Below are 13,853 nucleotides of genomic sequence, written 5' to 3'. Positions count from 1 at the left end.
AAATTAACTGACACGAGTATTTCAAACGCAGGGTTAAGGTCCGGTTAAGGAAAGAGCAAGGAATTAGAAATAAATGAGAAAGGTAAGAATAAGGTATTAAAAAGGCCAGCTTAGCGCTGGCCTTTGAATGACATGTTGTGAAGATAGCTCTCAATTAAATCGCTATCTTGCCAAGTCGGTATTTACCACAAGTATTACCGCTTATTCATCATCTTCAACTAGGGTCATCAACGATGTGTTACCACCCGATGCCGTAGTATCAATACTGATGGTTTTTTCGGTCATCAAACGCTGAATAAGGTTGTCATTATATTCAGCTGTGATAACAGGCAAGATAGCCCCTTCGCGAGATGACAGCATTGCTGTAATACGCGCAGTACGTTCAGTACCAGAGTCGACCACCACGCCAGATAAATCTTCATCCATTAGCAAGGTATCTAGATGCGCAAGACGCGCTACCTGGAATAAGCCTTTTGGTGCGCCAGTTGATTCAAACTTGTTTTGAATTTCTACTGCTTCTTCATAGAAGATTTCAGACACAACTGATACTACCGGGTTACCCGTTGATAGCGCGGTCACAATAGACAGTAACCAGTATTCGAAGGTTACTTCTTTATCGGCAAAACACACCAAGATCCCGCGAGGCTCTAGGTAAAGCTTGTTCGATTCACCTGTTGGCCCCGGCAAGGTTTGTGGCTTGGCTAGCTTGCGTTCAACACTGGTTAACTGCTGACGCGCCGTCGCAAGCGTACGGTTCAAGTCATCAGCAAGCTCGTCAACGATGTCCACTTTCGCAATTTTAGCGAGAAGCTGACGTACCATAGAAATACGGTCATTCAACGGCGTATGACGCCACTGCACTTCTACCGCTTTCGCTTTATCCATCATTACGTGCGCACGCTCGGCAATCTTTTCATCACCGACAAGCGCTGCATCAGTACCATCTACATCATCAATGTGCGATGGCTTAGGTGTGGCACGTTCCATCATTAAACGAGGCAGATAATTAGGACCACCCGCTTTTGGACCTGTACCAGACAATCCACGTCCACCGAAAGGCTGAACGCCAACAATAGCGCCAATCATGTTGCGGTTAATGTATACGTTACCCGCGCGGCTCTTGGCTGCTAGTTCGTTAGCACGCTCTTCAATACGCGAGTGAATGCCCATAGTTAGGCCGTAACCTGTACCATTGATTTGCTCTAGCACACTATCAAGGTCTTTCGACTTAAAGCGAACAATATGTACCACAGGACCGAACACTTCTTTTTCAAGCACATCAATGTTCTTGATTTCATATAAGGTCGGCGCAAAGAAAGTACCGTTTTCAAAGCCTGCTGGCATTTCATTGCGATAAAGCAGCTTAGCTTTATCTTCCATATACTCTTGGTGATCGGTCAGGCTCTTAAGCGCCTTCTCATCAATAACAGGGCCTACATCGGTAGCAAGCTGCGTTGGGTCACCAACGGTAAGCTCTTTCATGGCGCCGGTTAGCATTTCGATAAGGTCATCAGCAATTTCATCTTGTACGAACAATACGCGAAGCGCTGAACAGCGCTGACCGGCACTTTGGAAACCAGAGTGGATCACGTCATCAACTACCTGCTCTGGCAGTGCAGTTGAATCAACAATCATACAGTTTTGACCGCCCGTCTCTGCAATCAATGGCACCTGTTCGCCACCACGTTCTGCAAGCACTTGGGAAATTAACGTACCGGTTTGCGTTGAACCTGTGAACATTACCGCTTTAATGCGCTCGTCTGGTAGAAGGGTTTCGCCCACTTCTTTACCAGGCGACACAATAAGTTTCAGTGCGTCTTCTGGCAGGCCTACCGAGTGCATAATATCTACCGCACGCTGCGCAATAATGCTGGTTTGTTCAGCAGGCTTAGCAATAACAGTGTTACCTGTTACAAGTGCCGCTGCCACTTGGCCTAAGAAGATGGCTAGTGGGAAGTTCCACGGGCTAATACAAAGCACAACACCACGAGGAAGTAAGCGTTGATCTTCAGCAAGCTCTTCTGCACGCGCCGCGTAGTAGCGACAGAAATCAACGGCTTCACGCACTTCATCAATGCTGTCTTGCGCTACTTTACCGGCTTCACGCATACAGATAGCGATGAGTTCTGCCATGTGGCGCTCAAGCGCATCTGCTGTTCGATTAAGTATTTCAGCGCGCTCGCTTACATCGCGTTTAGACCATGCTTCAAACCCAGCTTCGGCTTCATCTAATGCTTTGCGCATATCATCAGGCGTAGCGTAATGGTGATAACCTACCACGTCGTTGTGGTTAGTTGGGCTAAGTACCGCTGTCGCACCTTCTGGCACTTCACCGGTCACTTTGTAGTAATCCTGCCAGCGTTCAAGTTCATGTTTAAGCGCCGTTACCGCATTGGTGTCGGTAAGGTCTAGACCACGGGAGTTATCGCGCTCTGGCGCATACAGCCCACGTGGGGTTTTGATTAACTTGTTATAACGTACTTTCAGGCGTTGTGTTTTCTCTACCGGATCTTCAAGCAAAGACTCAACCGGTTTTTCATCGTCAACGATGGCGTTTACAAACGACGAGTTCGCGCCGTTTTCAAGAAGACGACGTACAAGGTAGGCCAATAAGTCTTCGTGTTCACCTACAGGTGCATAAACACGGCACTGAATTTTATCCTGTGTTACCACCTGATCGTAAAGGGTATCGCCCATACCGTGCAGACACTGGAACTCAAAACCTTCTTTGTCGTCACCAGCAAGCTCAACAATAACAGACGCTGTGTAGGCATTGTGAGTCGCAAACTGCGGGTAAATGGTGTCGCGATACTCAAGTAGACGGTTCGCACAGGCATGGTATGACACATCTGTTGACGACTTACGGGTAAATACAGGAAACTCTTCAAGGCCCGCTTGTTGAGTAAGCTTAATCTCAGTATCCCAATAAGCGCCTTTAACCAAACGCACCATTAGCGGACGACCTACCTCTAGGGTAAGTTCACGTAAGTGCTCTATAACGTGGATTGCGCGTTTTTGGTAGGCCTGTACGGCCAAGCCAAAGCCTGTCCAACCGTTCAGGTCTTCATCGCGAAATACAGCTTCAATAATATCTAGAGAAAGCTCTAGACGGTCAGCTTCTTCCGCATCTACGGTTAAACCGATATCGTATTCTTTCGCCATCATACACAGCGCTTTCAAGCGCGGCGGAATGTCTGCCATGGCGCGTTCGCGGTGAGAAAATTCAAATCGTGGGTGAATAGCAGAAAGCTTTACCGAGATCCCCGGTGAACGCTTAGGACCGCGTCCGTTAGCCGCTTTACCGATTACTTTTATTGCTTTTACGTATGCATCGTAGTAACGCTCAGCGTCGCGCATAGTGCGTGCGCCTTCGCCTAGCATGTCGTAAGAATATACGTACCCTTTGGTTTCTTTCTCTTTGGCGCGATCTACCGCATCTTCAATGGTTTCGCCCATAACAAACTGACGACCCATAACGCGCATCGCAATGTTCATAGCGCGGCGAATAACAGGTTCACCTAAGCGGCCAAGGGTTTGTTTTAACAAGCCAAACTGTTCTTTCTTGCGCTTGTCGGCATAGTTCACCATGTTGCCCGTAAATAACAAGCCCCACGCCGACGCGTTAACAAATAACGACTCTGAATTCCCCAAGTGAGGTGTCCACTGTCCCTGAGACAGTTTGTCACGAATAAGCTCATCTTGAGTGTCTTTGTCTGGAACACGCAGCAAGGCTTCAGCCAAGCACATCAATACCACACCTTCTGCTGTTGATAGCGAGTATTCATTTAATAATGCGTCAACACCACCGTGCCCTTCTTGCTCTCGGCGAATTTGAAGCACCATCTTTCGTGCGCGTTCCCATGCACGGCTTCGTGCACGTGGGTTTACCTCGGCAATGGGAAGGATTTGATCCACAGCCACCGACTCACTAATGCGATAGTAGTCTCTTATACGCTGGCGTAGGGGTGAAGTTGTATGAAGTGTGTCGTTAATGAGCATTGCAACCCTTTCATAGAAATAGCTGTAACAAAAAGCGTTCCCGCCGTGTAAGACTGCTCACGGTTACATGGAAGCGGCTAAAAAACAAGCAAAGTCGAAACCCTGCGTTGACCTGTCGTTCTTCTTTTAACTTTATACTTTTGGATGAAGATCACGACAGTGCCAAATTTGCGCGGATGGTAGCACACAAAATCGCCCTGCCAAGCCCCTACCAGCAAAGTTTTTTTGATTCTCTGTCAAGCTACGTATTCAGTGCGTTAGATGACATTTCACATGCAGCTCAACAAGCCCTGTTTTTCACTTTTCATCAAAAGAAATAACGGTCACGCCAAGTTGTGAATATTTGTCCATTTCAGTCAACGCTTTAGGCGCTTCTTGAAGTGAAATTATCTTTCCAATCAGGGCTTGGGGATTCAGCTTTTTTGTGGCGATCATGCCAAACATGGCCTCGTAACGATACGCCTGCATACCGTGACTACCTATTACTTCAAGCTCATGTGCAACGACCGTATCCATGGGAATAGGAGGCGTTGACTGTTCAGCTAATAGCAAACCAACTTGAACATGTTTACCACGCTTTCTTAAGCTATTTACCGAGTTTACACAGGTAATAGGATTTCCTAAGGCGTCAATTGACACGTGCGCACCGCCTAATGAAAGGCGCTTGATTGTCGCAGACACATCCTTTTCATTCTTAGCATTAATCACTACATCAGCGCCAAGCTTTTGCGCCAATGCTAGTGCGTCATCCGAAATATCAACGGCAATAACGTTTGCGCCAATACTCGATGCAATCATCACAGCAGATAGCCCAACGCCACCACAGCCGTGAACAGCGACCCATTGCCCAGCGCTCACCTTACCTTGGTCAACCACTGCGCGAAATGATGTAGCAAAACGGCAACCCAAGCTAGCCGCAGTCACGTAGTCTATTTCTTCAGGGAGACGAACCAGATTAACGTCTCCAAAATCGATTTCTACATATTCTGCAAACGAGCCCCAGTGAGTAAAGCCCGGCTGTGTTTGGTTACCACACACCTGGTGATTACCCGAAGAGCATTCTGAACATCTTCCACACGCACTAATAAAAGGAACCGTAACTTTATCGCCCGCTTTGAATCGCTTTACATCGCTTCCAACGGACTCGACAACACCAGCAAATTCATGACCCGGTACATGAGGTAAGTTTATTCCATCATCATGTCCCATCCAGCCATGCCAATCGCTGCGGCACACGCCTGTGGCTTTTACCCGTATCACTACCCCGTGAGATTTTGGCATGGGCTTCTTTACGTCCTGAATATTTAATTTTCCACCAAACGATTCAAATACCACAGCTTTCATGATTACAGCCCTCCAAAATAAGACTAATAAGTGTTCACACCATTGTGACTAATTCTAAAAGAGTGCTCGCGAAATAACCTTGCTTTCTATTTAGCTTAGATAGCCCAAATTGAAAGAAGCTTTTAATTGATATTTAATTGAGGAAAGAATCCATCAAATAGGACGTAAAGAAGAGCATGGATAATGTTGATAAGAAAATTTTAGCCTTACTTCAAAAGGACGGAAAATTGTCGAACGCCAAGTTGGCTGAAAAGCTCAATATGAGTGAAACACCCTGCTGGAGACGCGTAAAACGATTAGAGAGTGAAGGATACATTGAGAGTTACCAAGCGAACCTGAACAAACGAAAGCTAGGGTATGGCGTGCTGGCGTTTGTACAGCTCACTTACACAGCCCATGACACAAAAACAACGAGTGACTTTATTGATATTATTCAACGCTGCGACAACGTTTTAAGCTGCCACAACATCACAGGTGGCGCTGATTTCTTACTACAAGTAGTGGCCAGAGACTTGGATGATTACGGCCACTTTGTAGATACAGTACTGCGAAAACTCCCCGGCATATCAGATATATCATCAAGTATCTCGCTTAAAGAGCTTAAATCAACAGTTCGACTGCCTTTAGATTGCTGAATAAACACCACCCAAAAGTGCCACACTTAAATTTTGGTACATTTGTCTAATTTAACTCTGGAGTAATAAGTAGAAGTATAAAAACCGTCTACACTTTAAAAAAACAAAAATACAAATAGATAGGTATTTGCCGATGTGGTTAAGAAAATTCAGTTTAATTCAACGTTTGGGCATTATCGTTGCCCTAATTACGCTGTTATTTGTACTTCTTACTGCCGTCGTTTTAAACAGGCATTACGAAGCATTAAAGCAAAAGTCTTATGATGAAAATCAGCACTTGGTCGAGGTGGTTCATACCATGCTCAGTAGCTTCGCGGCGCGCACCGACGTAGACGAGGCAACCGCTAAGCAACAGGCGTTAGAGGCCGTCAAAGCGCTACGATACGACGGCAGCAACTACTTCTGGATCCAAGACCAAACGCCATCTATGGTTATGCACCCCATCAAGCCCGCCCTTGACGGTCAAGATTTACGAACCTTTAAAGACGGGAATGGCAAAGCCTTCTTTATAGAAATGGCGCAAAAAGTTAAATCGAAAGGTGAAGGGTTTGTCGATTATGTATGGCCGCTTCCCGGTGAAGAGTCACCTACCGACAAAATTTCCTACGTTAAAGAGTTCAAGCCGTGGGGATGGACAGTGGGCTCTGGTATCTACCTTACCAATCTTGAAAAAGAATTTGCTCATCTTCGCAATGTGATTGCGGTGTTTTGTCTGGTTAGCATAGTGCTAGTTGTGGTGCTTGTTTATGTGATTGGCGGCAGCATAGTGAAACCGGTTCAAGAAGTAAGTGAGCGAATGAAGGATATCTCACAAGGAGAAGGTGATCTTACCCGCTCATTGCCTGAAACTGGCCAAGATGAAGTAACGCGTTTGGCACGCTACTTTAATGAATATACCGAAAAAATGCGCCATTCTCTGTTGGGGATCCGTGAGAATATTAATTCACTGACCCAGCAAGCAGAACTTGTAGAAACATCAAGTAAAAATAGTAACGCTCAGGCACAGACGCAAAATGAAAACATGCTTCAAGTTGCCGCTGCCATGGAAGAGATGACAACGCAGATAAATGAGGTTAGCAATAACGCAGATTCTGCAGAAAAGAGTACCAGCAGCGCGCGGGGTAACGTGCAAAACGGCGCCTCGGTTGTGGATAGTACCGTAAACGATATACGCTCTCTTACCTCTGATATTGAAAGCGTAAGTAGCGCTGTTACCGAACTTGCTGCGCAGACTGAAAGCATTGGTGCAGTGCTTGATGTAATTCGCGGCATTGCCGAACAAACTAACTTACTGGCGCTTAACGCTGCTATAGAAGCAGCGAGAGCTGGCGAGCAAGGACGAGGTTTCGCCGTCGTAGCTGATGAAGTGCGTACACTGGCAAGTCGAACCGGACAAAGTACCGATGAAATCCAAGCGATGATAGAAAAGCTGCAAAGTAATGCCAAAAGCGCAGTAGATGCAGTAAAAGTAAGCCAGTCAGCGTCAACCAAAACGGTAGACAACGCTATACAGGCGAACCAAAATCTACAAGAAGCTGATCGCTTAATGACTGAAATTGCAGATATGAGTAGCGAAATAGCGCGGGCTACCGAGCAGCAAGCGGAAGCCGCTACCGAAGCGAATATGCGCATCAATGCGCTTTCGGGTGCTGCTGATAGTAGCTTGAGAACGGCAGATGAATTAGCAGCTGCGAGCCAGGCGTTACGCGCAAGCTGTATAGCAATAATGGACATTGCGAACCGCTTTAAGCTTTAAAGCATTTTACATTTCAACGAGCCTGCTGCGCTTTGCTGCAAAGCATTTTACATTTCAACGAGCCTGCTGCGCTTTGCTGCAAAGCATTGAGAAGCAGGCTCACTTTACTGCTGCTACCACTCCATAGTTCAGGGTAATTTTCTTTTAAAAAAAGTAAACTTTGCCGAATTTTGCTTCTCTTACGTCAAGTTGTTTAAAAGCTCACATGGTTTAATCAATACACCTACCTTCTGCGTATAGAAGAAAAGACCTGAGTGCATTACACTCAGAGGCACCATAAGTGGCGGTTAATCGATTACTTTTTATTGAGCGATATACTAGCCACCAAAGTAGTGACTTATGCGCAATAAAAGCCAGACGCGCAAAAAATCAAGGAGTTGAATATGAGCAGTGGTTCAAAGGGTAAGCCTATTTTATTGTGGGTTGTCGGTTTTTTCGTGTTGCTATTTTTGGTGTATTTCCTGTTCGCCAATACCATCATCAAATCTATTCTTGAGTCCAAGCTGGGCGAATCCTATGGAGCAGAAGTGAATATCGACGAGTTCGACCACTCTCTTTTTCCAACAACTGTTACGCTGAAAGGTATTGCACTCACCAACCCCACAAAGCCTACTCACAACCAAGTTTTTGTAGGCGAAGCTCATGCAGACGTCGAGCTAAAGCCATTGTTAGATGATCAAGTTATCGTAAACAATCTTGATTTACTGAAAGTGCAGTTCGATACACAGCGCGAGTCTGAAGGTGAAGTGTATCGCGTTCCAGAACGTTCACTGTCATTTGACGAAATTAAAGCAAAAGCCAAAGAAGCCGTGCCTACGGTTGACGAACTTCTCGCCCGCAATCCACTAAAAACCACTGCTGCCATTGAAAATGCAAAGTCTGCCTACGAAACCTATGGAAAAGGTTTGAAAGACGACTATGAATCTTTACCTGATAAGTCGCGCATTGAGTACTACAAAACGCAGGTAGCCCAGCTAAAAGAAACGAACTACAAAGACCCTCAAGCCTTGGTACAGGCAAAGTCTTCATTTGATAAGTTGAAAGAAGAAATGCAGGCAGACCGCGCGCTTATTAGCAATTTCACGGAAAAAGCGAGTGATGCCAAACAAGCCCTTAGTGAAAGTGTTGAAGCACTTAAGAAAGCGCCACAAGAAGATTACGCGTTGCTGAAAGGGGTAATTGCAGGTGACCAAGCGGCACTTTCTCAAGTCACTTACTTTGTGTTTGGCGACAAAGCGGCGGAATACACTGAGTACCTTATGGCAGCAATGCAAATTGTTATGCCGCTCATTCAAGGTGAAGAAAAAAGTGAAGCACCGACTGAAGTGCCGTCGATTTTGGTGAAAGAAGCCAATGTATCAGTGCTTTGGCAAAATGAATCTATCACCAGCAAATGGAACAACATTACAAACGTTCACGAAGTATTCGGTAACCCCACCACCTTTACTATTGAAGCAGCGGGCGAGTTACTAAAGTCGTTTACTTCCAGCGGTGAATTCTGGATTGACGGCAACGGGGTTGACGCTAGCCAAGTCTGGCAGCTAGCCGGTGTGAATATGTCTAACATTTCATTTAGCGGTAATGAAACACTAAATGCGGTGCTTAAATCAGCGCTGATGAAAACCAATGGATCGATGAAAGTCACTGATAACATGCTTACCGGTACGGGCGAAGTTGACCTTCAGCAGCTCGTTATGGAAGCAACTGGCACCAGTGATATCACCAGTGCTATTGCGCAGGCACTGCAAACGTTAACCAGCCTAAACATGACGATGCTGCTAGACGGCACGCTTTCAGACCCTGGCTTTAACATTAAGTCTGATCTGGATAATAAGCTGGCTAAAGCGGCGCTTTCACAGCTTACTGCCAGCCAAAAAGACAAGCTGGATGAATTAAACAACAAACTCAACAGCATGATAAGTAACGAACAATCATTGCTATCAGGCGAGCTTGTTGACGTAAACAGTATGCTTAGCGCAGCCCAAGGCGACAGTGCCGCCCTTCAGGAGCTGCTTCAAGCTCAACTTAACAACGTTGTTGAGCAGCAAAAAAGTAAGCTGTTTGATAAATTGAAGGGAAAATTGGGCCAAGGTGAATAATGCGCCTTTGACTCGACGCTGCTTCGCGGCATAATAAGACACAGCAGAGGCGAAGAGCCTCTGCTTTTTTCCGCTTAACCACATTGTCAGGTGAATCTGTGTTGCAAGGTAAATGGCTTCCCATTGTATTGATAGTACTGCTTGGTCTATTGCAATACAGGCTATGGTTTGGAAAAAATAGTATTCCCGATTACTTCAACCGAAAACAAGAAGTTCACTCTCAAGCCCTTCAAAATGCCAACCTCGCTCAGCGCAATGCCCTACTTAAAGCTGATATTAGCGATTTAAAAATTGGTCTAGAAGCCATTGAAGAAAGAGCCCGAAATGAACTCGGTCTGATTAAAAAGGGAGAAACCTTCTACCGTATTTTGCCCGCAGATTCTAAGTGAAGAAAATGACATCGCCCCGCGTTGTTGCGGTTATCCCCGCAGCCGGAGTTGGCAGCCGAATGCAGGCTGACCGCCCAAAGCAATACCTCACCTTAAATGGTAAAACCATTCTTGAACACACTATTGACGCGCTGCTACAGCATCCGTTAATCGATGACGTGATCGTAGCGATAAGCCCAGGTGACGCGTATTTTGATCAATATCGGTTACGTGAAAAACCCATTCGCGTTGTAGATGGCGGAAAGGAACGCGCTGATAGTGTATTGAACGGGCTTATGTCACTTGGCGAGAACGATTGGGCACTGGTTCACGATGCCGCGAGGCCTTGTATAGAAGAGAGCGATATTTCCGCACTGCTCGAATTAATGAGCAGTGATAACGTTTCTGGCGGTATTCTAGCTACCCCTGTTCGTGACACCATGAAGCGGGTCAGACCTTCAACAAATGTTATTTCTCACACTGAAGACCGGGACGGTCTTTGGCACGCTTTAACGCCTCAACTTTTTCCAGCAACATTGCTAAAACGCGCGCTTCAAAATGGTTTATCACAGGGCGCAAATATCACAGACGAAGCCTCTGCCATGGAGCTTGAAGGCTACAAAGTTGCCATGGTAAGCGGAAGTCCGGCAAATATAAAAATAACGCATCCGGCCGATCTTCCTTTGGCAGAATTTTATCTTAAGCAAAAATTAAGCGCGCAAGGCCAGAACGCTCAAAACTACAGAGTTCAAAGCCACAGCGCAAAAAATCAAAAGGCACAATCATAATGCGAATTGGACACGGATTTGATGTACACAAGTTTGGCGGTGAAGGCCCCATCACAATAGGTGGCGTCAGTATCGACTATGAGCAAGGACTGTTAGCTCACTCAGATGGCGATGTATTACTACACGCACTGTGTGATGCAATGCTAGGTGCAGCAGCTCTCGGTGATATTGGCAAGCACTTCCCTGACACAGACGACGCATACGCGGGTGCAGACAGCCGCGTGCTGCTGCGTCACGTTGTCAATGTAGTAAGGGAGAAAGGTTACCGCTTAAGTAATGCAGATATGACCATTGTGGCGCAAGCACCTAAGATGGCGCCGCATATTACTGCTATGCGTGAGATTATTGCCCAAGACTGCAACGTATCGCTTGACGACATCAACGTAAAAGCAACGACCACTGAAAAGCTAGGCTATACAGGCCGTAAAGAAGGCATTGCCTCTCACGCCGTTGTTCTACTGGAAAAATTATGAAGCCTTTACACACTGACCACTGGCAGTACTATTTCGCAAAACCTGTATCCACCGGTATTTTTAAATTCCAAGCCGACGATTTTCAAGTTGTCGAGGATTTGGGTTATACCCCTTGTGGTGAAGGCGAGCACCAGTTTGTATTTATTGAAAAAACCAACACCAATACCGCGTTTGTCGCTGAGCAGCTAGCCCGTTTCGTTAACCTTCCATTACGCCAAATTACCTATGCTGGTCGCAAAGACAAATACGCGGTAACGCAACAGTGGTTTGGTATTCATGCGCCGGGTAAGCCTGACTTCGACTTCAGCAACTTTGAACTGGAAGGCGTTAAAGTGCTTAAGCAAATGCGTCACAATAAAAAGTTGCGAACGGGTCAGCTTAAAGGTAATCACTTTACGATTACCTTGCGCCAGGTACTGCATCCTGAGGCCATTGAAGAGCGTCTTCAAGAAATTGAAAAGCACGGTGTGCCGAACTATTACGGCGAACAACGCTTTGGCGTAATGCGCTTAAATGACATGGGTGAAGTGCAACGCGGTGGAAACCTGGTAATGGCCGAGCGAATGGTAAACGGTGAAACCATCAGACACCGTAACAAACGTTCCATGGCGCTTTCTGCACTGCGCAGCTGGCTATTTAATGAAATGCTTTCTGCACGCTTAGAAAAAGACATGTTCGACAAGGTCACTCACGGCGACGCGCTGGTGCTTTCAGGTTCTAACAGCTTTTTCATCAACGAAGGTTCCGACGGCTCTGAGCAGCAGCAAGACGCACAACGTCGTTTTAATGCCAAAGACGTATGCCCTTCAGCACCGCTGTGGGGTAAAGGAGCACTTGTTACGCAAGCTGACACACTAGCGCTTGAACAATCTGTTGCAGAACAAAATAGTGAAGTTATCGACTTTTTAAGCCAGTGCGGGTTCGAACAAGAGCGTCGTGCGATAAAAATTTGGCCTTCACAGCTTGAATGGCAGAGTAAGGGTGATACATTTACTATCTCGTTTGCGCTTCCAAGTGGCTGCTTTGCAACCTCAGTCCTTAGAGAGTGCGTGGAAACCTTGTCCCCAATTAACAGGGTGTAAAGAGTATTGAGAAAGCGTGGCGCGCAACAGACTAAACCTCGCGTGGCTGTGGATAAGAATAAAGGAAAGTACGCAACATCATGAGAGCTTCTAGAAAAGGAGACGCGTTAGCACAACTGCTTTATAACGAGGGAATACGTTCGCAAGCAGTATTGAACGCCATTGCTGGTACGCCGCGGGAAAGCTTTTTACCCGACGCGCTGAAACATAAGGCCTATCAAAATACGGCATTGCCAATAGGTCAAGGCCAAACCATTTCGCAGCCTTATATTGTTGCGAAAATGACAGAGTTGCTCCTAGATAGCCCTAATAAACCCGAGAAAGTGTTAGAAATAGGCACGGGTTCAGGTTATCAGACCGCTATACTCGCGCAGCTTTTTGCCAAAGTATTCAGTGTTGAACGTATTAAATCATTGCAGTTCCAAGCGAAACGTCGAATGAATCAGCTCGACCTTCACAATATTGCAATGAAACACGGCGATGGTTGGAAAGGTTGGGCATCCAAGGGCCCTTACGATGCCATTATTGTCACCGCCGCCGCTGCAAGTCTTCCACAGGATCTGTGCGATCAGCTTAAAGAAGGCGGGCGGTTGATTATTCCCGTAGGTAACGAGCAACAATCGTTACTGTGTATTGATAGGATTGAAGGTGAACTAAAAACATCGACCATTGAATCGGTCCGATTTGTTCCCCTTGTAGCAGGAGAGCTAATGTGAAGCTTTTTGAGCCATGTTATGACATGGCGTTACGCTGGGCGAGACATCGTCACGCAACCAAATATTTGGGCGGGTTAAGCTTCTCAGAGTCGGTTTTCTTCCCTATTCCACCTGATGTTATGCTTGCGCCAATGGCACTGTCCCAGCCTGCTAGAGCATGGCAGTTCGCTTTTATTACGACCATCGCGTCGATTTTGGGCGGTATAGCTGGCTATTGGCTTGGTTACTTTGCTTTCGATGCTTGGCTGGCTCCGCTTATCGAGAGCTGGGGGTATACCCACAAAATAGACACGGCAATGCAGTGGTTTAAAGACTACGGCGTATGGGTAGTTTTTCTTGCTGGTTTCTCACCTATCCCTTATAAAATTTTCACTGTGAGTGCTGGCTTCTTGCAAATGGCCTTCTTGCCATTTGTACTGGCATCTGCTGTTGGTCGAGGCGCACGCTTCTTTTTGGTCGCAGCACTCATGCGCTGGGGGGGCGCAGCCATGGAGCAAAAGCTAAGGCAGTATGTAGAAGTGCTTGGATGGGGAGTAGTCATCCTCGCAATATTCGCTTATTTACTATTGCGATGACATGCGTAGGCCCCACCT

At 46.4% G+C, this 13,853-nt stretch carries 11 protein-coding genes; 9 read left to right on the top strand and 2 right to left on the bottom strand.

Annotated features, from left to right (window positions below; all coding sequences use genetic code 11):
- Positions 1–201: 201 nt before the first annotated feature.
- On the bottom strand, positions 202–3,999 hold the full coding sequence (gene putA, locus ACFI6L_RS00170) for a bifunctional proline dehydrogenase/L-glutamate gamma-semialdehyde dehydrogenase PutA (protein ID WP_462573185.1): 3,798 nt from the start codon (positions 3,997–3,999) through the stop codon (positions 202–204).
- A gap of 297 nt (positions 4,000–4,296) precedes the next feature.
- Positions 4,297–5,343: a zinc-dependent alcohol dehydrogenase family protein gene (locus ACFI6L_RS00165; RefSeq protein WP_462573184.1), complete on the bottom strand. Its 1,047-nt coding sequence runs from the start codon at positions 5,341–5,343 to the stop codon at positions 4,297–4,299.
- A 176-nt stretch (positions 5,344–5,519) separates the two neighbouring features.
- Here ACFI6L_RS00165 and ACFI6L_RS00160 point away from each other — a divergent pair, with 176 nt between their 5' ends.
- The 9 genes from ACFI6L_RS00160 (at position 5,520) to ACFI6L_RS00120 (ending at position 13,835) form a co-directional block, all read left to right on the top strand.
- The gene (locus ACFI6L_RS00160) at positions 5,520–5,978 is read left to right on the top strand and encodes an Lrp/AsnC family transcriptional regulator (RefSeq protein ID WP_110288546.1); all 459 of its coding nucleotides are present in this window, start codon (positions 5,520–5,522) and stop codon (positions 5,976–5,978) included.
- 133 nt (positions 5,979–6,111) lie between these two features.
- The gene (locus tag ACFI6L_RS00155; protein WP_014948166.1) at positions 6,112–7,734 is read left to right on the top strand and encodes a methyl-accepting chemotaxis protein; all 1,623 of its coding nucleotides are present in this window, start codon (positions 6,112–6,114) and stop codon (positions 7,732–7,734) included.
- A 383-nt stretch (positions 7,735–8,117) separates the two neighbouring features.
- Positions 8,118–9,833: a TIGR03545 family protein gene (locus tag ACFI6L_RS00150; RefSeq protein ID WP_039224435.1), complete on the top strand. Its 1,716-nt coding sequence runs from the start codon at positions 8,118–8,120 to the stop codon at positions 9,831–9,833.
- Between the two features lie 98 nt (positions 9,834–9,931).
- The gene (ftsB, locus tag ACFI6L_RS00145; protein ID WP_014948164.1) at positions 9,932–10,222 is read left to right on the top strand and encodes a cell division protein FtsB; all 291 of its coding nucleotides are present in this window, start codon (positions 9,932–9,934) and stop codon (positions 10,220–10,222) included.
- A 5-nt stretch (positions 10,223–10,227) separates the two neighbouring features.
- Entirely contained in the window at positions 10,228–10,989 is a 762-nt protein-coding gene (ispD, locus tag ACFI6L_RS00140; RefSeq protein WP_462573183.1) for a 2-C-methyl-D-erythritol 4-phosphate cytidylyltransferase, read from the top strand.
- Positions 10,989–11,462 carry a 2-C-methyl-D-erythritol 2,4-cyclodiphosphate synthase gene (gene ispF, locus ACFI6L_RS00135; RefSeq protein ID WP_014948162.1) on the top strand — a complete coding sequence of 158 codons (474 nt, stop codon included), beginning with the start codon at positions 10,989–10,991 and terminating at the stop codon, positions 11,460–11,462. Before ispD ends, ispF begins: the two co-directional genes overlap by 1 nt.
- Entirely contained in the window at positions 11,459–12,544 is a 1,086-nt protein-coding gene (truD, locus tag ACFI6L_RS00130; RefSeq protein WP_168462881.1) for a tRNA pseudouridine(13) synthase TruD, read from the top strand. Before ispF ends, truD begins: the two co-directional genes overlap by 4 nt.
- Before the next feature lie 80 nt (positions 12,545–12,624).
- The gene (locus ACFI6L_RS00125; protein ID WP_014948160.1) at positions 12,625–13,260 is read left to right on the top strand and encodes a protein-L-isoaspartate(D-aspartate) O-methyltransferase; all 636 of its coding nucleotides are present in this window, start codon (positions 12,625–12,627) and stop codon (positions 13,258–13,260) included.
- Positions 13,257–13,835, top strand: a complete 579-nt coding sequence (locus ACFI6L_RS00120; RefSeq protein ID WP_014948159.1) for a YqaA family protein — start codon at positions 13,257–13,259, stop codon at positions 13,833–13,835. The genes ACFI6L_RS00125 and ACFI6L_RS00120 overlap by 4 nt, the downstream gene beginning before the upstream one ends.
- Positions 13,836–13,853 lie beyond the last annotated feature (18 nt).

It is taken from the genome of Alteromonas sp. G4i35 (genome assembly GCF_054960375.1).
Note: the sequence above shows the minus strand (reverse complement) of the source record. Positions and strands in the feature narration are given on the sequence as shown.

Bases quoted from the DNA above. Each gene is read 5' to 3' on its own strand.
- putA (WP_462573185.1), bottom strand. From the start codon at position 3,999: ATGCTCATTAACGACACACTTCATACAACTTCACCCCTACGCCAGCGT.
- ACFI6L_RS00165 (WP_462573184.1), bottom strand. From the start codon at position 5,343: ATGAAAGCTGTGGTATTTGAATCGTTTGGTGGAAAATTAAATATTCAG.
- ACFI6L_RS00160 (WP_110288546.1), top strand. From the start codon at position 5,520: ATGGATAATGTTGATAAGAAAATTTTAGCCTTACTTCAAAAGGACGGA.
- ACFI6L_RS00155 (WP_014948166.1), top strand. From the start codon at position 6,112: ATGTGGTTAAGAAAATTCAGTTTAATTCAACGTTTGGGCATTATCGTT.
- ACFI6L_RS00150 (WP_039224435.1), top strand. From the start codon at position 8,118: ATGAGCAGTGGTTCAAAGGGTAAGCCTATTTTATTGTGGGTTGTCGGT.
- ispD (WP_462573183.1), top strand. From the start codon at position 10,228: ATGACATCGCCCCGCGTTGTTGCGGTTATCCCCGCAGCCGGAGTTGGC.
- ispF (WP_014948162.1), top strand. From the start codon at position 10,989: ATGCGAATTGGACACGGATTTGATGTACACAAGTTTGGCGGTGAAGGC.
- truD (WP_168462881.1), top strand. From the start codon at position 11,459: ATGAAGCCTTTACACACTGACCACTGGCAGTACTATTTCGCAAAACCT.
- ACFI6L_RS00125 (WP_014948160.1), top strand. From the start codon at position 12,625: ATGAGAGCTTCTAGAAAAGGAGACGCGTTAGCACAACTGCTTTATAAC.